16 protein-coding genes and 1 pseudogene are annotated in these 19,834 nt (G+C 67.7%); 6 read left to right on the top strand and 11 right to left on the bottom strand.

Annotation, left to right across the window (positions count from 1 at the left end; genetic code table 11):
* Positions 1-100 (top strand): annotated as a pseudogene (locus H0X91_RS35460) (IS110 family transposase); the annotation flags it as partial.
* Positions 101-141: 41 nt separating this feature from the next.
* On the opposite strand, the gene H0X91_RS28345 reads toward H0X91_RS35460, so the two are convergent.
* The 7 genes from H0X91_RS28345 to glcD all read right to left on the bottom strand — a co-directional run bounded on the left by H0X91_RS28345 (position 142) and on the right by glcD (position 10,238).
* Positions 142-1,524, bottom strand: coding sequence for a cache domain-containing protein (locus H0X91_RS28345; RefSeq protein ID WP_006496242.1), 1,383 nt, complete (start codon positions 1,522-1,524; stop codon positions 142-144).
* 160 nt (positions 1,525-1,684) lie between these two features.
* Complete coding sequence (locus tag H0X91_RS28340) at positions 1,685-3,250, bottom strand: sensor domain-containing diguanylate cyclase (protein ID WP_059722224.1); 1,566 nt, start codon at positions 3,248-3,250, stop codon at positions 1,685-1,687.
* Positions 3,251-3,776: 526 nt separating this feature from the next.
* Positions 3,777-5,951 carry a malate synthase G gene (locus H0X91_RS28335; protein ID WP_196433551.1) on the bottom strand — a complete coding sequence of 725 codons (2,175 nt, stop codon included), beginning with the start codon at positions 5,949-5,951 and terminating at the stop codon, positions 3,777-3,779.
* 39 nt (positions 5,952-5,990) lie between these two features.
* Complete coding sequence (locus H0X91_RS28330) at positions 5,991-6,395, bottom strand: GlcG/HbpS family heme-binding protein (RefSeq protein WP_058902450.1); 405 nt, start codon at positions 6,393-6,395, stop codon at positions 5,991-5,993.
* 22 nt (positions 6,396-6,417) lie between these two features.
* A complete protein-coding gene (gene glcF, locus H0X91_RS28325) occupies positions 6,418-7,638 on the bottom strand; it encodes a glycolate oxidase subunit GlcF (RefSeq protein ID WP_196433550.1) in 1,221 nt (406 codons plus the stop codon).
* 24 nt (positions 7,639-7,662) lie between these two features.
* Positions 7,663-8,739, bottom strand: coding sequence for a glycolate oxidase subunit GlcE (gene glcE / locus H0X91_RS28320; RefSeq protein WP_048988870.1), 1,077 nt, complete (start codon positions 8,737-8,739; stop codon positions 7,663-7,665).
* Positions 8,739-10,238, bottom strand: coding sequence for a glycolate oxidase subunit GlcD (gene glcD, locus H0X91_RS28315; protein WP_006483541.1), 1,500 nt, complete (start codon positions 10,236-10,238; stop codon positions 8,739-8,741). Before glcD ends, glcE begins: the two co-directional genes overlap by 1 nt.
* A gap of 218 nt (positions 10,239-10,456) precedes the next feature.
* Here glcD and glcC point away from each other — a divergent pair, with 218 nt between their 5' ends.
* The 4 genes from glcC (at position 10,457) to H0X91_RS28295 (ending at position 14,970) form a co-directional block, all read left to right on the top strand.
* The gene (glcC, locus tag H0X91_RS28310; protein WP_006483542.1) at positions 10,457-11,227 is read left to right on the top strand and encodes a transcriptional regulator GlcC; all 771 of its coding nucleotides are present in this window, start codon (positions 10,457-10,459) and stop codon (positions 11,225-11,227) included.
* Between the two features lie 195 nt (positions 11,228-11,422).
* On the top strand, positions 11,423-12,925 hold the full coding sequence (locus tag H0X91_RS28305) for a nitronate monooxygenase (RefSeq protein ID WP_062885075.1): 1,503 nt from the start codon (positions 11,423-11,425) through the stop codon (positions 12,923-12,925).
* A 35-nt stretch (positions 12,926-12,960) separates the two neighbouring features.
* The gene (locus tag H0X91_RS28300; RefSeq protein ID WP_196433549.1) at positions 12,961-14,415 is read left to right on the top strand and encodes a DEAD/DEAH box helicase; all 1,455 of its coding nucleotides are present in this window, start codon (positions 12,961-12,963) and stop codon (positions 14,413-14,415) included.
* A gap of 171 nt (positions 14,416-14,586) precedes the next feature.
* Entirely contained in the window at positions 14,587-14,970 is a 384-nt protein-coding gene (locus H0X91_RS28295) for a hypothetical protein (protein WP_006493972.1), read from the top strand.
* A 74-nt stretch (positions 14,971-15,044) separates the two neighbouring features.
* Here H0X91_RS28295 and H0X91_RS28290 read toward each other — a convergent pair whose 3' ends face one another.
* Positions 15,045-15,989, bottom strand: coding sequence for a LysR substrate-binding domain-containing protein (locus tag H0X91_RS28290; RefSeq protein WP_196433548.1), 945 nt, complete (start codon positions 15,987-15,989; stop codon positions 15,045-15,047).
* Between the two features lie 82 nt (positions 15,990-16,071).
* Between H0X91_RS28290 and H0X91_RS28285 the strand changes: the two genes are divergently transcribed.
* Positions 16,072-16,470 carry a nuclear transport factor 2 family protein gene (locus H0X91_RS28285; RefSeq protein WP_171983974.1) on the top strand — a complete coding sequence of 133 codons (399 nt, stop codon included), beginning with the start codon at positions 16,072-16,074 and terminating at the stop codon, positions 16,468-16,470.
* A gap of 215 nt (positions 16,471-16,685) precedes the next feature.
* Here the strand turns inward: H0X91_RS28285 and H0X91_RS28280 are convergent, their stop codons facing one another.
* Genes H0X91_RS28280 through H0X91_RS28270 form a run of 3 tightly spaced genes read right to left on the bottom strand, consistent with a single transcriptional unit; the run spans position 16,686 to position 19,817 of the window.
* On the bottom strand, positions 16,686-17,537 hold the full coding sequence (locus H0X91_RS28280; protein ID WP_006482683.1) for a carbohydrate ABC transporter permease: 852 nt from the start codon (positions 17,535-17,537) through the stop codon (positions 16,686-16,688).
* A 21-nt stretch (positions 17,538-17,558) separates the two neighbouring features.
* Positions 17,559-18,503, bottom strand: a complete 945-nt coding sequence (locus H0X91_RS28275) for a carbohydrate ABC transporter permease (protein ID WP_006494288.1) — start codon at positions 18,501-18,503, stop codon at positions 17,559-17,561.
* 54 nt (positions 18,504-18,557) lie between these two features.
* Positions 18,558-19,817 carry an ABC transporter substrate-binding protein gene (locus H0X91_RS28270; protein ID WP_006494289.1) on the bottom strand — a complete coding sequence of 420 codons (1,260 nt, stop codon included), beginning with the start codon at positions 19,815-19,817 and terminating at the stop codon, positions 18,558-18,560.
* Between the last annotated feature and the right edge of the window lie 17 nt (positions 19,818-19,834).

Genomic DNA, 19,834 nt, shown 5'->3' with positions numbered 1-19,834 from the left:
GAAGGTCGCCCTCGTCGCATGCATGCGCAAGCTGCTCATCACGCTCAACGCCATCGCTCGCACTGGCGAGCGTTGGCAGCCGGATTTCAATTGCGCATGACATGGGCTGTCTCAAGATGGTTGCTGTAATGGGGCGCGTCGTCACGCCGCGCTGCGCAGCGGCACGCGTGCGGCGACGATCGTGTGGCCCACTTGCGACGTGATCGTCAGCGTGCCGCCGAGCGCGTCGAGGCGCTCGCGCATGTTGCGCAGGCCGATGCCGCGGCGCGCGTCGGCCTGCGAGCGTTCGGCGTCGAAGCCGCAGCCGTTGTCGGCAATCGTCAGCGTGACGGTTTGCGCGCCGACGTCGAGCGTGACGGCCGCGCGCGACGCCCGCGCATGATGCACGATATTGCTCAGCGCTTCCTGCGCGATCCGGAACAGCGCGGTGTTGACGGCTTCGGGCAATGGCTGCGTGCCGCTGTGCGCGACCTGCGTATAGCCGATGTCGATGCCGCTCTCGGCGCCGAGCTCGCGCACGAGTTGCTCGAGCGCGGCCGCGAGGCCGAGATCGTCGAGCATCGACGGCCGCAGCGCATGCGAGATGCGCCGGACTTCGCGCAGCGTATCGCCGAGCCGCCCGACACCCGACGCGAGCGCCTGCTCGGCTTCGGGCACGCGCGACGTGCCGCGCTCGAAGCGCGCGAGCGCGGATTCGAGCATCAGCTTCGCGGACACCATCATCTGGCTGATCCCGTCGTGCAGTTCGCGTGACAGCCGCGCGCGCTCCTGCTCCTGCGATTCGACGACGCGCTGCGCGAGCTGCTTGAGTTTCGCGTCGGCGCTGCGCGACTCGCTGACGTTCAGCACCAGCGCGCACACGGCGATCGCCGCCGCGCCGGTGAGCGCGATCGCGGTGAGCCAGCTCATCGTGCGCTCGATGTTCGCGGACGCGCGCGCGTCGATGCGCTGCAGCGCGGTGTCGACGTCGTCGAGATAGATGCCGGTGCCGACCATCCAGCCCCAGCGCTCGAGCGCGACGACGTAGCCGAGCTTCGGCGCGACGCGGCCCGTCGACGGCCGCTGCCATGCATAGCGCACGTAGCCGCCGCCCTGCGACGCCGCGCCGATCAGCTTCTGGATGGTCAGCGCGCCCTGCGGGTCGCGCATCGACCAGAAGTTGTGGCCGACGCGCTCGGGCTCGCGCGGATGCATCAGCGAATTGCCGTGCAGGTCGTACACGAAGAAATAGCCGTCCGGGCCGAAATCCATCTTTTGCAGCATCGCGAGCGCCTGCGTGCGCAGCAGCGCGTCGTCGCGCGCATTGCGGCCGCTCGCGTCGTAGAGCGGCATGATCGCGCTCGTCGCGAGCTCGACGTAGTGTTTCAGCTCGACTTCCTTGCTCGACAGGTACGCGGCCTGGATCGTCGCGTGCTGCGTGCGCGCGAGCGACGTCGCCTGCTGGCGCACGCCGAAGCCGATGCCGGCGATCGCGAGCAGGAACGGCACGATGGCCAGAAGGAAGATCTTTGCCTTGAGTCTCATGGTGGTGCGAAGCGGCCGCGAACCGGCGCGGCCGTGGTGCGGCCAGCCAGGCGCGGCCCGGCCGGGGACGTCGGCTGCGCGGTGGCGCGGTGGCGTATCGAGCCGATATTGTCGGTGATTTTGCCTGCGGACGGCGGCGCCCCCGCCGCTGCCCGTACGCTCAGGCCCGCCGCGACTGGCGATCGTCGGGCGGCGTGGCCGCCTGTACGACGATGCGGTTGCGCCCGCCTTCCTTCGCCCGGTACAGCGCATCGTCGGCCAGCTTCAGCGCGGCCTGGATGTTGTCGTCGCGTTCGGGATAGCTGGTCGTCACGCCGATGCTCACCGTCAGCCGGCCGACCGTGCCGGCGTCGTGGCGGATGCCGAGATCGAGGACGCCCGTGCGGATCGTTTCGGCGATCGTCACCGCGCCGTCCGAGTCGATGTCCGGCAGCACCACGACGAATTCCTCGCCGCCATAGCGCGCCGCATAGTCGGCCGGGCGGCGCAGGCAGCCGGCGATGCAGTGGCCGACCGCGGCGAGGGCGTCGTCGCCGGCCTGGTGGCCCTGCGTGTCGTTGTAGCGCTTGAAGTAATCGACGTCGATGAACAGCAGCGACAGCGCATGTTGCGAGCGCGCGGCACGCCGCCATTCGCGCGCGAGCGTGACGTCGAGCATCCGGCGGTTGTCGAGGCCCGTCAGGCCGTCGGTGCGCGCGAGCGCCTGCAGCTCGGTTTCCGCGCGATGACGCTTGCGCAATTGCACGTCGAGCAGCAGCGACAGGCCGACGAAGCCGATCGCGAGCACGACCATCGCGGAGCCGATCGGGATCGCACGGTCGTACCACGCGGCGTAGGTGTCCGCTTCCGAGCGCGCGACCATGACGATCAGCGGCAGGCCGTCGAGGTGCCGGAACACGTACAGGCGTCGCACGCCGTCGATCGACGCGGTATCGGCGAAGCTGCCTTCGCTGGCGGTCATGAAATGCCGGAACGTGCTCGCGCGACTGATGTCGCGGCCGACAATCCTGGGGTCGTAGGGCTCGCGCGCGACCATCTTGCCGTCCGTGTTGATCAGGGCAACCGAGCCGCGATCGCCGAGCGACAGGCGCGAGAACAGATTCTGGAAATATTCGAGCCGGATCGACATCACCGCGACGCCGCCGAACGACCCGTCGGGCCGCGTGATTCGCCGGCTGAGCGCGATGCTCGGCGAGCCGCCGCGCAGCCGCGAATGATACGGGGGGCTCACGTACAGGCCGATCTCGGGGTGGTCGCGGGGCACGGTGAAGTACGGTTCGTTCGCGAAGTTGGCCTTGCGCGGCACGTCGCTCTTGCCGTCGACCGCGATGTCGCCCTTTGCGTCGAGCACGTAGATGCCGCCGAGGTACTTGGCCGTCGTCGCGCGGTCGAACAGCACCTGGCGGCGCAGCGGCATCGGCAGCTTGGTGACGTCGGGGTCGTTCGCGCCTTCGACGACCGCCTGCAGCGACAGCGAATAGATCTCGATGTTGCGTTCGATGTCCCACGACGCCATCAGCGCGAGATTCTGCTGCATGCTGCGCGAACGGTCGCGCGCGTCGATGCGGCCTTCGTACAGCACGATTCCGCACAGGAGCAGCAGGATCAGCGCGATCAGCAGCCCCGTATAGAAGATCAGGTGCGGCAGCAGGAACCGGCGCAGATGAGCGGCGACACGGCTCGTCAGGCCGGATTCGCTGGGCATTGCGTAGTCGGTTTCGGCCATGGTCCGTGGATCGGGGGCATCGTCGCCGGGCGGCGGGTCGATGCGATTGTTCGTATGACTACCGGTGGCGATCCGGTGCGCAGCCCTCTGCCCGTGCCAGCCTTTCGTTCAGCGGAAAAAACGGCCGCCGATTATCGACAATCGCGACCGGATAAACCCTATATTCACAGGTAAACATTGACTGCAATTCGACGATCTGACGAATTGCGTGATGCGAATTCCACGGAGTATAACGCGCGTGTTTGCGTGCGCGGAAAATGTCGCATCCTGTTGATCGGGGTCAAATTACGGTGTAATCCCGGGCTTGCCAATATCGGGCGCAGCGTTGCGGCGCAAGGCTCTGCGGGGGAGCGGGGAGGTCGCGCCGACGGTTGCGGATACCGGCGGATTAATGGTTGGCGGGCGACAGGCGCCGATTATCGGTTTCAACGCCCGGGTGAACGCGAATATGAAAACGGGCAGCCGCGAGGCTGCCCGTTTCGCGAGGCCGGCGTACGGCATGCGGGACGAACCCGCATGCGCAGGTTCATGCGCCGCGCTGTTGCGCCTTGAACGCGAGCCGGAACTGATGCAGCAGCGGCTCGGTATAACCGCTCGGCTGCGACGTACCTTGCAGCGCGAGCGCGCACGCGGCCTGGAACGCGGTCGACTGGTGGTAGCCGGGCGCCATCGGGCGATAGTTCGGATCGCCGGCGTTCTGCTGGTCGACGACGCGCGCCATCCGCTTGAACACGTCGAGCACGAATGCCTCGGTGATCACGCCGTGGCGCAGCCAGTTCGCGATGTGCTGGCTCGAAATGCGCAGCGTCGCGCGATCTTCCATCAGGCCGACGTCGTGGATGTCCGGCACCTTCGAGCAGCCGACGCCCTGTTCGACCCAGCGCACGACGTAGCCGAGGATGCCCTGCGCGTTGTTCTCGACCTCGCTCAGGATTTCCGCCTCGCTCCACGCGGCACGCTCGACGACCGGCACGGTCAGCAACCCTTCGAGCAGTGCGTCGCGCTCGCTCGCGTACGGCGTCTTCTCGAGTTCCTGCTGGACGGCCTGCACGTCGACGAGGTGGTAGTGCAGCGCGTGCAGCGTCGCGGCGGTCGGCGACGGCACCCATGCGGTGTTCGCGCCGGCGCGCGGATGCGCGATCTTCTGCTCGAGCATCGCATGCATCAGGTCCGGCATCGCCCACATGCCCTTGCCGATCTGCGCGCGGCCGCGCAGGCCGGCCGACAGGCCCGCGAGCACGTTGTTGCGCTCGTACGACTGGATCCACGCCGACGACTTCATGTCGCCCTTGCGGATCATCGGGCCCGCTTCCATCGCGGTGTGCATCTCGTCGCCGGTGCGGTCGAGGAAGCCGGTGTTGATGAACGCCACGCGCGCGGCGGCGGCGGCGATACATGCGGCGAGGTTCACGCTGGTGCGGCGCTCCTCGTCCATGATGCCCATCTTCAGCGTGTTGCGCGGCAGGCCGTACAGATCCTCGATGCGCGCGAACAGCGTGTCGGCGAACGCGACTTCCACCGGGCCGTGCATCTTCGGCTTCACGATGTAGATCGAGCCCGTGCGCGAATTGCGCTTCGCCTTCAGGTCGTGCAGCGCGCACAGCACCGTGACGACACCGTCGAGAATCCCTTCCGGAATCTCGTTGCCGTCGCGGTCGAGCACCGCGCCGTTGGTCATCAGGTGGCCGACGTTGCGCACGAACAGCAGCGAGCGGCCATGCAGCGACAGCGTGCCGCCGGCGGGCGTCGTGTACTCGCGATCGGCGTTCAGGCGGCGCGTGAAGGTCTTGCCGCCCTTCGCGACTTCCTCGACCAGCGTGCCCTGCATCAGGCCGAGCCAGTTGCGGTAGAGCTGGACCTTGTCGTCGGCGTCGACCGCCGCGACCGAATCCTCGCAGTCGATGATCGTGCTGACCGCGGCTTCGAGCACGACGTCCTTCACGTTCGCGAGATCGGCGCGGCCGATCGGCGTCGACGCGTCGATCTGGATCTCGAGGTGCAGGCCGTTGTGCTTCAGCAGGATCGCGGACGGCGCATCGGCCGCGCCTTGGTAGCCGACGAACTGCGCGGGCTGCGCGAGCGCGACGTTGCCCTGCGCGGTTTCGACCGCGAGCTGGCCGTCCTGCACGCGGTAGCGCAGCGCGTCGCGGTGCGAGCCGCTCGCGAGCGGCGCCGCGGTGTCGAGCACGTTGCGCGCGTAGTCGATCACGCGCTGGCCGCGCGTCGGGTTGTAGGCCGACGTGCGTTCGGCGCCGCCGTCTTCGGGCAGTGCGTCGGTGCCGTACAGCGCGTCGTACAGGCTGCCCCAGCGCGCGTTCGCGGCGTTCAGCGCATAGCGTGCGTTCGACAGCGGCACGACGAGCTGCGGGCCGGCCTGCGTGGCGATCTCGCTGTCGACGTTCGCGGTGGCTGCCGCGACGTTCGACGGGACCGGCACGAGGTAGCCGATTCGTTCGAGGAATGCGCGATACGCGGCATGGTCGCGAACCGGGCCGGGGTGCGCGCGATGCCACGCGTCGAGTTCCTGCTGCAGGCGGTCGCGTTCGGCGAGCAGCTCGCGGTTGCGCGGCGCGAGGTCGTGCACCAGGGCCGAGAAACCGCTCCAGAACGCGGCCTTGTCGATGCCGGTGCCCGGCAGCGCTTCGTTTTCAATGAACTGGCTCAGCGCTGGCGCGACTTGCAGTCCTGCTTGGTCGATCATCGTGAATCCTCCCGGGGAAAATGCGCGCGGTTTGGCTGGTTATTCCGCGACGCTCTGTGTACCGGCGCGGGCGATCTGCGCGTCCTGTTCGGACTTTACGCCAGACACACCGATCGCGCCTGCAATCCGGCCGCCGACCGTGACCGGCACGCCGCCTTCGAGCAAGCCCGTCAGCGGCGCGCTCAGAAACGCGGTGCGGCCACCGTTGATCATATCCTCATACGCCTTCGTCTCGCGACGGCCGAGCGCCGCCGCGCGGGCCTTGTCCTGCGCGAGGGTGCTGCTGGCCGGCGATGCGCCGTTCAGCCGAGCGAACGCGAGCAGGTGGCCGCCGTCGTCGACGACGGCGATCGACACGGCCCAGCCGTGGCGTTCCGCTTCCGCGCGCGCCGCGGCGAGCATGCGCTCGGCATCGGCCAGTTCGAGTTCGGGTTTCATTTGCATGGGTTTCCTCCGGAAGCGGTGGTCAGGTGACCAGCCGGTTGTCGACGAGCTCGATCCAGTGGCGCACGGGCGTGCGGCCCGCGCCGTTCAGATGAGTCTGGCAGCCGACGTTGGCGGTGACAATCAGGTCCGGCTGCGCCGCTTCGAGCGCATCGAGCTTGTTGTCGCGTAGTGTCGTCGCGAGGTCGGGTTGCGTCAGCGCATACGTGCCGGCCGAGCCGCAGCACAGATGGCCGTCGGCGACATTCGTCAGATCGAAGCCCAGCCGCGTCAGGATGCGCTCGACCGCACCGCCGAGGCGCTGCGCGTGCTGCAGCGTGCACGGGCAATGGACCGCGACGCGCCGTGGCGTCGCATCGGCGAGTGCCTCGAGCGGCTCGGCCGCGATCACTTCGGCCAGATCGCGCGCGAGCGCGCTGACGCGCCGCGCCTTCTCCGCATAGACGGGGTCGGAGCGCAGCAGGTCGCCGTATTCCTTCACGAACGCGCCGCAGCCGCTCGCGGTCAGCACGATCGCCTCCGCACCGGCCTCGATCGCGGGCCACCATGCGTCGATGTTGCGGCGCGCGCGCTGAAGGCCCGCATCCTGCGCGTTCAGGTGATATTCGGTCGCGCCGCAGCAGCCGGCTTCGCGCGCGGGGCTCACGCTGATGCCGAGCCGGTCGAGCACGCGCGCGGCGGCCGCATTGGTGTTCGGCGACAGCGACGGCTGCACGCAGCCCTCGAGCATCAGCACGCGCCGTGCATGACGCACGGCCGGGCGCGGCGCGGCGGCGGGCACGGCGGTCGGGATCTTGTCCCGCAGCGTGCCGGGCAGCAGCGGGCGCAGCGCGCGGCCGGCCTTCAGCAGCGCGGCGAACGTCGCCGGGCGCGGCACCACGTGACGCAACCCGGCGCGCAGCAGGCGTTCGCGCGCCGGCCGTTGCACGCGCTTTTCGGCTTCCGCGCGGCCGATGTCGAGCAGCGTGTGATAGCGCACGCCGGACGGGCAGGTCGTCTCGCAGTTGCGGCACGTCAGGCAGCGGTCGAGATGCCGTTGCGTGCGTTCGCCGCACGGCTCGCCTTCGAGCAACTGCTTGATCAGGTAGATGCGGCCGCGCGGCCCGTCGAGCTCGTTGCCGAGCACCTGATAGGTCGGGCAGGTCGCATTGCAGAAGCCGCAGTGCACGCACGCGCGCAGGATCGCTTCCGCTTCGTCGGCCCGGGCGAGGGCCTTGCTTGCTTCGCTGAGATTGGTTTGCATCGGCGGGTCGGGATCGGGTTCGCGTCAGAAGTCGGCGTAGAGCCGGCCGGGATTGAAGATCGCGTGCGGGTCGAGCTGCGCCTTGAGCTGCCGGTGTACGCGCAGCAGCGCGGGCGGCAGCGGCTGGAACGGCTCAGGTGTCGTGCCCGGCGTGAAGCAGGTCGCGTGGCCGCCCCATTGCGCGGCCAGGCGCTGCACGTCGGCCGGCGCCGCGTCGCTTTTCAGCCAGCGCTGCGCGCCGCCCCAGTCGACGAGCTGCGCGCCCGGCCACGCGTCGAGCGGCGCGGCAGCCGGCACCGACACGCGCCACAGCGGACGCGGGTCGTCGAAGAACGGCAGCGCGAGATCGCGCAGCCGCGCCCAGAATGCGTCGCCGCGGTCGTCCATCCGGTCGCCGCCGATCGTGTCGCGCGCGGCCTTCACCGAGCCGTCGCCGCCTTCGATCCGCACGCGCAGCACGCCGTTCGCGTGGCACGCACCCGCGAGCGGCAGCCCCGCGCGACGCCACGCGGCGACGCGCTGCACGGCTTCGCTTGCCGCAAGCGTCAACGCGAGATCGCACGTCGCGCGCGGCTTCGGCAGCACCTTCAGCGACACTTCGGTCACGACGCCGAGGCAACCGAAACTGCCGGCCAGCAGGCGCGATACGTCGTAGCCCGCGACGTTCTTCATCACTTCGCCGCCGAAGCGCAGATGCTTCGCGTGGCCGGTGATCACGCGGCAGCCGAGCACGAAGTCCCGCACCGCGCCGGCCCACGGACGACGCGGGCCCGACAGCGCCGCCGCGAACATGCCGCCGACGGTGGCCGCGCCGCCGAACGACGGCGGCTCGCACGGCAGCATCTGGCCGGCCGCGTCGAGCATCGCGTCCAGATCGGCGAGCGGCGTGCCCGCGCGCGCGGTGATCACGAGTTCGGTCGGGTCGTACGACACGATGCCGCGATGCGTGCGCACGTCGAGCGTGCGGCCTTCGACCGGGCGGCCGACGAACGCCTTCGTGCCGGCGCCGCGGATGCGCAGCGGCTGGCGATCGCGGATCGCCGCGTCGACCTGCGCGACGAGCGCCGCGCTGTCGTCGATGGATTCGATGTCGCGTCGCATCAGAAGCGCTCCAGTTCGGGAAACGGCAGCTTGCCGTGATGGACGTGCATTGCGCCGAATTCGGCGCAGCGGTGCAGCGTCGGGATGTTCTTGCCGGGATTGAGCAGCCCCTGCGGATCGAATGCGGCCTTCACCGCGTGGAAGAACGTGATTTCGTCGGCGTTGAACTGCACGCACATCTGGTTGATCTTCTCGCGCCCGACACCGTGCTCGCCGGTGATGCTGCCGCCCGCCGCGACGCACAGCTCGAGGATCTTGCCGCCGAGCGCTTCCGCGCGGTCGAGCTCGCCGGGCCGGTTCGCATCGAACAGGATCAGCGGGTGCATGTTGCCGTCGCCCGCGTGGAACACGTTCGCGACCGGCAGCCGGTATTCGGCGGACAGCGCGGCGATCCCTTCGAGCACGCGCGGCAGCTCGCGGCGCGGGATCGTGCCGTCCATGCAGTAGTAGTCGGGCGACATCCGGCCGACCGCCGGGAACGCGTTCTTGCGGCCGGCCCAGAAGCGCTGGCGCTCGGCTTCGTCGCGCGCGACGCGAATCTCGCTTGCGCCCGCGTCGCGCAGCAGCGCGGCGACGCGTTCGGCATCCTCGTCGACGTCGCTGGCCGCGCCGTCGAGCTCGCACAGCAGGATCGCCTGCGCGTCGACCGGATAGCCCGCGTGGATGAAGTCCTCGGCCGCGCGGATCGCGAGGTTGTCCATCATCTCGAGGCCGCCAGGGATCACGCCCGCGCCGATGATCCGCGCGACCGCGGCGCCCGCCTCGGCGACGTCGTCGAAGCTCGCCATCAGCACCTTCACGCTCGGCGGCTTCGGCAACAGCTTCACCGTCACCTCGGTGACGATGCCGAGCATTCCTTCGGAGCCGGTGAACAGCGCGAGCAGGTCGAAGCCCGGTGCATCGAGCGCGTCGGCGCCGAGCGTGAGCGTGTCGCCGTCGATCGTCAGGATCTCGACCTTCAGGATGTTGTGCACCGTGAGCCCGTATTTCAGGCAGTGGACGCCGCCCGCGTTCTCGGCGACGTTGCCGCCGATCGAGCACGCGATCTGCGACGACGGGTCGGGCGCATAGTAGAGGCCGTGCGGCGCGGCGGCTTGCGAGATCGCGAGATTGCGCACGCCGGGCTGCACGCGCGCGATGCCGGCATCGGGGTCGATGTCGAGGATCCGGTTGAACTTCGCCATCACCAGCAGGATGCCTTTTTCGAGCGGCATCGCGCCGCCCGACAATCCGGTGCCCGCGCCGCGCGCGACGACCGGCACGCCGTGCGCGGCTGCGACGCGCAACACCGCGCGCACCTGGTCGACCGTGTCGGGTAGCACGACCGCGAGCGGCACCGTGCGGTACGCGGCCAGCCCGTCGCATTCGAACGGCTTGAGCGCCTCGCGTTCGTGCAGCACGTCGAGGCCGGGCGCCGCCGCGTGCAGCGCGGCGACGAGGGTGGCGCGGTCGACGGTCGCCAGCGGCCCGTCGATCCGTTCGTCGTAGATGAAACTCATTGGTTCGTCTCCACCATGCGGGCGGCCGCGCGAGGCGCGACACGCCGGAAGGACAGGATTCTTGGCGGCCCGCGCGGGCATGTCCAGACGTCGCTAAGGTGGTCATACCAGTTTTTGATAAGCGATCGATCCTGCGTTCTTGAATGATCGGTAAAACCCAACGACAACAAGGCTTTGTGCGAAAATCGGCGTCATCTGTCCAAAGTGGTCATACCAGTATGGAAATGCAGGAGCGGGAAGGGCCGGCGCGACGCGTGGCCGACGTCGTCGCCGAGCGGATCGAGCAGTTGATCGTCGACGGCGTGCTGAAGGCCGGGCAGGCGCTGCCGTCGGAGCGGCGGCTGACCGAGAAGCTCGGCGTGTCGCGCACGGCCGTGCGCGAAGGCATGAAGCTGCTGCACGCGCGCGGGATCATCGATACGACGCACGGCAAGGGTTCGTTCGTCGCGAGCCTGACCCCGCAGCGTGCGATCACGCCGATGATGCATCTGCTCGGCTCGCAGCCGCGTACGCTGTACGACCTGTTCGAGGTGCGCGGAATGCTCGAGGCCGAGGCCGCGCGGCTCGCGGCGCTGCGCGGCACGCCGGCCGATTTCATCCTGATCCGGCGCCGCTACGAGGAAATGACGGCGGCCGACGCGCAGGATCTCGATCCCGCCGCGCGCGCGAAACTCGACCACGCGTTTCATCTTGCGATCTGCGAGGCGTCGCACAACCCCGTGCTCGTCAATACGCTGCAGTCGCTGACCGACCTGCTGCTCAGCTCGGTGTTCGCGTCGGTGAACAACCTCTATCACCGCGAACCGCTGAAAAAGCAGATCGACCGTCAGCACGCGCGGCTCTACAACGCGGTCACGGGGCGGCTGCCCGACCAGGCGCGCAAGGCCGCGAGCGAACATATCCGTCAGTGCGTAGACTATCTGCGCGAGATCGAGCAGGAGGAGCAGCGGCTCGTGCGTTCGACGTTGCGGCTCGAAGGGTGGACGTGAACGGGCGGTGGCTCGCCTGCACGTTGATGTAAATCACGCCTGGTGCGCTGACGCTGCGGCCTCACGATCGAATATGTCACAATGTGATATATTCGGTGCGCGGCTTGGCATCGCTCGTGCACGTGGATGCAACACGTACGGCGTACCGTCGAGCGTGATACGCCACCGATCCCGCTTCTGACAGGAGGATGCTGCATGTCGATTCCGACGCGTGGCGACGGGCACGACGCCCGCGCCATCCAGATCCTGCATCGCCCCGTCTGCGACCTGCTCGGCTGCACCTGGCCGATCGTGCTCGCGGGCATGGGCGGTGTCGCGCGCGCGGAGCTCGCGAGCGCCGTGAGCGCGGCCGGCGGGTTCGGCTTTCTCGGCATGGTGCGCGAGCCGGTTGCGCTGATCCGCAGCGAAGTGCAGCGAGTACGCGCGGCGACCGATCGCCCGTTCGGCATCAATCTGATTCCCGCGTCGACGCCGCCCGATCTGCTCGATGCCCAGCTCGACGCATGCGTCGAGCTGGGCGTGCCCGTCGTCGCGCTGTTCTGGGACGTGATGCCGGCCGTCGTGCGGCGCCTGCGCGACGCGGGCGTGTGCGTGGTGCATCAGGTCGGCTCGCTCGACGATGCGCGCGCGGCCGAAGCGGCCGGGGCGCAGGCATTGATCGTGCAGGGGCGCGAGGCGGGCGGCCATGTCCGCGGCGACCGGCCGCTTGCCGCGTTGCTGCCCGACGTGATCGGTGCCGCGAACGTGCCGGTACTCGCGGCGGGCGGGATCGTCGACGGTGCGGGCGTGGCGGCCGCGATGGCGCTCGGCGCGCAGGGCGCGGTGATGGGCACGGCCTTCATCGCGACCCACGAATCGTTCGCGCATGCGTATCACAAGCAGCGCATCGTCGAGGCGCACGAAGGCGACACGCTGCTGACCGACATCTTCCACATCAATTGGCCGCGCGGCGCGAGGGTGCGCGTGCTGCCGTCGAGCGTGACGCGCGGCGAACGCGGCGATCCGTCCGGCGACGCGCGGACCGTGATCGGCGACGAGGAAGGGCGGCCGATCTATCTGTTCAGCACCGATTCGCCGCTGCGCACGATGACCGGCGATGTCGAGGCGATGGCGCTGTATGCGGGCGCGGGCGCGGGGCGGATCGAGGCGGTCGAGATGGCCGGCGACGTGTTGCAGCGGATCGTCGCCGGCGCGGCCGCGATACTCGACAAAGGCGGCACGGCGACGCTGGCCGGCGCCGTCGACGAGCGCGAACACGAGCGCCGCGCCGCGTTGCTGGCTACGCTCGATGAATTGCTGGAAGCCGAGCGCGCGGGTGCGCGCGTCGCGTCCGAGACGGCGACCGAGGTGACCGACGATCCCGAGCTGCATCGGCTGATCGCCCGTATCCGCCAGGACGAGGCGCACTGGTGCAGCGTGCTCGTCGACGCGATCCGGTCGCTCGACGCGGTGCCGACGCGCGCGACCGGCGCGTTCTACGAGAAGGCGATGGCGATCGACGATCTGGCGGAGCGGATGGCGTTCCTGAATCGCGGCCAACGCTGGGTCGTGCGCAAGCTGCAGACCTTGCTGCCGACGCTCGCCGATCCGGACATTCACCATGCGCTGTCGTTGATGCTGGTCGCGCACGAGAAGAATATCGGGGCGGTGGACGTGCGGCTGCGCGGCGGCGCGGGCGGGGCGCAACCGGCGCGGTAACCGCTAGAATTGCGGTTTTCGCCCGGAATACGTCCATGTCTTTTGCCTCGCTTGGCCTGATCGAGCCGTTGCTGCGTAACCTGCAGGGCCTCAATTACCAGACACCCACGCCGGTGCAGGCCAAGGCGATTCCCGCCGTGCTCGGCGGCAAGGACGTGATGGCCGCGGCCCAGACCGGCACCGGCAAGACGGCCGGTTTTGCGCTGCCGCTGTTGCAACGGCTGGTGCAACACGGCCCGGCGGTATCCAGCAACCGCGCGCGCGTGCTGGTGCTGGTGCCCACGCGCGAACTGGCCGAACAGGTGCTGCAAAGCTTCGTCGAATACGGCAAGGGCCTCGATCTGCGGTTTCTGGCCGCCTACGGCGGGGTGAGCATCAATCCTCAGATGATGAAGCTGCGCAAGGGCGTCGACGTGCTCGTGGCGACGCCGGGCCGCTTGCTCGACCTCAATCGCCAGAACGCGGTGCAGTTCGATCAGGTGCAGACGCTGGTGCTCGACGAAGCCGACCGCATGCTCGATCTCGGCTTCGCGCGCGAACTCGACGCGGTCTTTGCCGCGTTGCCCGCCAAGCGCCAGACATTGCTGTTCTCCGCCACGTTCTCCGACGAGATCCGCACGATGGCGGCGGGCATTCTGCGCAACCCGGTCGATATCAGCGTCAGCGCGCCCAACGCCACGGCCAGCAAGATCAAGCAATGGGTGGTGACGGTCGACAAGCGGAACAAGCCGGACCTGTTCATGCATCTGGTGGCGCAAAACAAGTGGGAGCACGCGCTGGTGTTCGTCAAGACCCGCAATGGCGTCGATTATCTGGCGGTGACGCTGGAGAAAGCCGGCTATGCGGTCGACACGATCCACGGCGACAAGCCGCAACCCGCGCGTTTGCGGGCGCTGGAGCGTTTCAAGGCGGGCGAAGTGCAGATGCTGGTCGCCACCGATGTGGCGGCGCGCGGACTGGATATCGACGATCTGCCGCTCGTGATCAACGTCGATCTGCCGATCGTCGCGCAAGACTATGTGCACCGTATCGGCCGCACCGGCCGCGCGGGCGCCAGCGGCGTGGCGGTATCCCTCGTGTGCGCCGATGAAGCGCCGCAACTGGCCGCGATCGAAGCGCTGATCCGGCAGACGCTGCGGCGCGAAGAAGAGCCGGGTTTCGAAGCCGAGCATCGCGTGCCGGAAACCAGCGCGACGGGCCAGATCATCAAGAAACCGAAAAAGCCGAAGAAGCCCAAGGTGCCGCAAGCCGCGCCGGTCGCGAGGCAAACGCCGGGCAAGAAGCCGCATACGCCGAGCAACGACGGCAGGCGCAAGCCGGGGGCGCAGCATGCGACGGCCGCTGGTGCCGGTAAAGGTCCGGACTACACCATCGGCAGCCCGTTCAGCGTGCAGAAGCCGCGCAGCAAGCCAGCCGGGAAGGCGGGGGCGGCGAAGCCCGCCGGGAAATCCGCCGGTGGGCGCGGCAAACCGGGCAAACCGTCCAGGTAGGCCGAATCTTCCTGTCCGGGGTGCCGAGACGATTGAATCGTCCGATGCAGTGGACGAATGCGGATGGTTGGAAGCAGCGCGGCCGGTTTTCTCGTTGCCGACCTGAAACCGGCCGCGACCCGGCCTTCCCGGCGTGACCGACGATGTGCGATGACTGAAGTGAGAGAGGGAATGACGACGACATTCGACGAGGCGACAACGGCGGCGATCGCCGCGTTTGCCCAACTGGATTTGTACACGGCCGTGCAAGCAATGCGCGCCGAGGCCGATTATGACCACGAGCGGGACCAGTGGATCACGCGCTATATCGACGAGCACGGCGGCGGCGTGGACGATGCCGAGTACGACGCCTTGCATGCTCAGGCGCAGGCAACGCCGGAATACGCGCACTTCATCGATGGGGTTCGCCAAGAAATCCTCGAATACTTCGGCGTGACCGACGATCAACTGGACTGCATGATCGTGCTGCGCGAGGACGACAGCGATGCGCTGTGGGCGGAGGTCAACCGCCAGCGGAGCGCGCTGGGAACCGGTGAAGTGCGCGGCGATCTCTGACAGGCCCGTCATTCGCCGGTACTGTGGGTGGGTCATTCGAGCATGTCGATTCCACCCGGGTATCGGATGCTCGCCTATCGGTCTTCTCGCGCAAGTCGCAGCAAGACGTCGGCGAGGGCCCGAATTTTCGGTTGTGCCGCACGTTGGGGCGGATAGACGAGGAAGTACGAAAGGCCGTCTCGAGCCACGTCCTCGAACGGCGTCACCAGCGATCCGGCGCGGAGCCGGTCTCTTGCCATTCGCGGGTCGCCGATTGCAACGCCGTGTCCTTCCATCGATGCCGCGAGCGTCAATTCGAGGGTATCGAATACGAGTCCGCGTCCCGCATCGACCTGGCGTGCCCCGACATGATCGAGCCAGCACTTCCATTCCGCGTGGCTGGGCCCGGGATGGAGCAATTCGACCTGCGCAAGGTCGGCAACGGATCGCAGTGAGGTTGCCAAGGCGGGCGCGCACATCGGCGTGAGCATCTCGGCAAACAGCGGGATCGCCTCCATACCGGTCCATTGCCCCGTGCCGCGCACGACGACGGCATCGACGTCGGACGTCGTGAAATCCGGCGTGTCGTCCGCGGATGTCGAGATACGAAGCTCCGTTCCGCTCATCGCGCGCTGGATGTCCGGCAGCCGCGGGAGCAGCCAGCGAACGGCGAACGTGGAAGGCAACTTCAACGTGAGCACCGAGGTCGCCCGTGCATGGACGTCCGCGTGCCGAACCAATTGCGTGAGCACGTTGACCGCGACCGTCAGCAGTGCATTCCCTTCCGCCGTCAACGTCAGCCCCGATACGTGGCGCACGAAGAGTGCGCATCGGTAATGCGTTTCCAGCTGCTGTATCTGGCGGCTGACCGCACCTGGCGTCCGGCATAGGTGGTCCGCCGCCTTGCTGACGCTGCCCAGCTGTGCCGCGGCGACGAACGACTGAATCGCCGCCAACGGCGGGAGCGGCCGCGTCAGGTCGGCCAGCGGATATGCATGCGCCGCATACCCGGGTTGCAAATTTTTCGATTGTTCGGTCATCGGGGCGTCGCTATCGTGCGTCTACCGGATGCCCTGTTCTTGCGAGTGAACGGGGTCGTCAACGAATGATCGGAGGATAGTCTTGGGCTCAACGTCGGGATCACTATATACGCAACAGGTTCGCGCCTACCTTCGGGAACTGGAGCGAGGCGATGTCGGCGCCATCTGCGCGCTATTTACGCCGGACGCGCGGATTTTCTCGCCATTTCTCGGCTGGATGCAGCCTGAGCCCTTCTTTTCGAAGGTCGCTGCCGCGTCGGGAGAAAGCAGGATTACGCCGATCGATATCTGCGTCAGCACGAGTGGCGCTCGCCGTGCGACCGGTTACTTCATCTACGACTGGGGCCTGAAAGACGGCTCGGCGGCGCGCTTCGAGTGCGTCGACGTATTCGAGTTCGACGTCGCGGGGCTCATCGAACGAATGATCATCGTCTACGACACCCATCCGATTCGCAGTACGGTCGGCGACAAGTACGCGTAGCCGAATCGATGTCGAGCAAAGTCGTGCCCAGACGTCCAGGCGCGTCGAAACCGGCAGTCAGCTGCGCGTTTAATCGGTTGGCGGCATTGGAGCCTGGATGGCGGGCCAAGGTCGCCAACCGACATCGCCCCAATCTGCAAAGCATGAAAAAAGCCCGCCGAAGCGGGCAACCTCACGATGCGGAGGGGGAGATTCGAAACGCGAGCGGCGCGCGTTCAGCCTTTCGTCGCGCCGAACGTGAGCCCCGCGACGAAATGCTTCTGCATTGCGAAGAACATCGCGACCGACGGCAGCGCGGCGAGAATCGACCCGGCCGAGACGAGGTTCCACGAAGTCGTCCATTGACCTTTCAGCGCGGCGACGCCCGCCGTGATCGGCGCCGCCTCGTCGCCTTGCGTAAGGCACAGCGCCCAGAAGTAATCGTTCCACACGAACGTGAACACGAGAATCGCGAGCGCGGCCAGCGCCGGCCGGATCAGCGGCAGCACGATCCGCCAGAACACCGTCCATTCGCCCGCGCCTTCGATGCGCGCCGCCTCGATCAGCTCGAACGGCAGCTGCTTGATGAAGTTGCGCAGGAACAGCGTGCAGAACCCCGTCTGAAATGCGACGTGGAACAGGATCAGCGCTTCGACGGTATTGAACACGCCGAGCCGCAGCGACAGGTCGCGCACCGGAATCATCAGCACCTGCACCGGCACGAAGTTGCCGGCGACGAACGTGCCGAACAGCGCGGTATTGCCGCGAAACCGGTAGGTCGCGAGCGCGAAGCCGGCCATCGCCGCGAGCGCGATCGAGCCGATGACCGACGGCACGGTGATCTGCACGCTGTTCCAGAAGTAATGCAGCATCGGCGACGTGGTCAGCGCATCGCGATAGTTCTCGATCATCGCGAAGCGGCGCGGCCAGCCCCAGTAGTGGCCTTCGACGAGTTCCTCCGTCGAGCGCACCGACGTGACGAACACCGCGATCATCGGCAGCAGCCAGATCACGAGCGCGACGGGCAGCGACAGCTTGTACAGCCGGCGCGATACCGGCTTCCAGTGGGCAACGGGTGTCGGAAACATGATGAGTGGGCTCCCGAAAGGTCACTGTTCGTTGCGCAGCATGCGGCGCAACTGGAACACGATGTAGACCAGCATGATCGCGAACAGCACGACCGCGATCGACGCGGAATAGCCGAGCCGGTAGTACTTGATCGCCTGGTCGTACATGTAATACGCAAGCACGGTCGAGCTTTCGAACGGGCCGCCGCCCGTCATCACCGAGATCAGGTCGAAGCTGCGCAGCGCGCCGATCACGGTGACGACGATCGCCATGAAGGTGGTTGGCCGCAGTTGCGGCAGCACGACGTGCCACAGCAGCGCGAAGCCGCGCGCGCCTTCCATCCGCGCGGCTTCGATCTGTTCCGGGTTGATCGACGTGAGGCCGGTCAGGTACAGGATCATGCAGTACGCCGTCTGCGGCCACAGCGCCGCGAACACCACGCCGAGCGTCGCATAGCGTGCGTCGCCGAGCACCGGGATGCCGTGCCCGGCGATGAGCGCGAGCAGCCCGAAAGTCGGATCGTAGAACCACGAGAAGATCAGCCCGACGACCACGCCCGACAGCACGAACGGCGCGAAGAACAGCGACTTCACGAGCCGGATGCCGCCGACCGCCTGGTTCAGGTACAGCGCGAGCGCGAGGCCGAGCGGCGGTGCGAGCATGAACAGCACGAGCCAGATCACGTTGTTGCGCAGCGCGGTGTAGAACGTCGGCGCCTGCAGCAGCTCAGCATAGTTCGCGAGCCCGACGAAGGTGCGCTCGGTCATCCCGTCCCAGTTGTACAGGCTCAGCCACAACGTCGACAGGATCGGCCAGATCACATAAATGGCAACCATTGCGCAGGCCGGCGCGAGAAACAGCCACGCGGCGCGCCGTTGCCGCCGCACGGCGGGCGACGGCCGGCGCGCGGGCAACGCGGTGGTGGACGGGCCGCGCGGCGGCGGTGCGGTGCCGGCGGGCGGGGTGGACGTGATCGGACTGGACACGGCAAGCCTCCTGAACGGACACGGCGGCGCGCGGCCGCCGGTTGGGTCACGCGGTCACTTCTTGTAGATCCGCTTGCGGGTCTGTTCGAGTTGCGCGAGCACCGTATCGAGCTGCGCGGGATTCGCGAGGAACTGCTGCATGCCCTTCATCCCTTCGTCGGCCATTTCCTTGGTCATGTCGCGGTCGTAGAACTGCGCGACGCCGCCCTTCGTGTCGGCAAGGATCCGGAAGCCGATGCGCGAGATCGGATCGGCCGGCTCGGGCGACTTGCTGTTGGCCGACAGCGAGCCTAGCCCTTCGGCGAGCTTCGCGCCCATCTCGGGCGTTTCGACGAACGCGAGGAACGTGTGCGCATCGGCCTTGTTCTTCGCCTTGGTCGGGATGTGCAGCGATTCGACCGGGCCGTCCTCGGCGGTCGGCACCTTCGGGTCGATGATCGGAAAGCGGTAGTAACCCATTTCCGGCTTCACGTTCGGCGGGAAACCGGCCGCGATGAAGGTGCCCATCAGCATCATCGCGGCCTTGCCCTGGAACAGGAACGGCTGCGCGCCGTCGAGATCGTAGGACAGCGCGTTGTCGATGAAGTAGCCCGAGTCGATCAGCGATTTCCACGTCGTGTAGACCTTCTTCACGCGCGGGTCGGTGTACGGCACGTCGCCGGCCATCAGTTGCTGATGGAACGCGTTGCCGTTCAGGCGCAGGTCGAGATAGTCGAACCAGCCGGCGAGCGTCCACGCGTCGCGGCCGCCGATCGCGATCGGCGTGATGCCGGCCGCCTTCAGTTTCTTGCACGCATCGAGAAACTGGTCCCACGTCTTCGGCTCGTCGGCGATGCCGACCTTGCGGAACAGGTCCTTGCGGTAGAACAGCCCCCACGAGTAGTAGACGGTCGGCGCCGCGTACTGCTTGCCGTTATAGGACGACGCGCTGCGCGTCGACGCATACATCGCATCCCAGCCGTTCTTCGTCCAGTCGCCGCTCAGGTCCTCGAACAGCCCGCGCTTCGCGTAGTACGCCATCCGTTCGCCCGCGTGCCAGTTCACGACGTCCGGCGCGACGGTGGTGAGCCACGCCGGGAGCTGCACCTTGTACGCTTCCTCGTCGACGAAGGTCGGCTTCACGTCGATGTCGGGATGCGCCTTGTGGAACGCTTCGATCGTCGACTGCCAGACCGCGCGCTGGCTCGCGCCCTTGAACGCGATGTTGATGGTCAGCGTGCCGGCATCGGCGGGCGCCGTCGTGCCGAGCGACGCGAAGGCGACCGCGGCGGCCGTGGCGAGCCGGGCGGCGGCGCGAAGGGGGCGATGTGTCATGGTGTCTCCAGTCCTGT

The organism is Burkholderia sp. 9777_1386 (assembly GCF_015712265.1).
Classification (GTDB): Bacteria; Pseudomonadota; Gammaproteobacteria; order Burkholderiales; family Burkholderiaceae; genus Burkholderia; species Burkholderia cenocepacia.
This window is presented reverse-complemented; position numbering and strand designations above follow the sequence as displayed.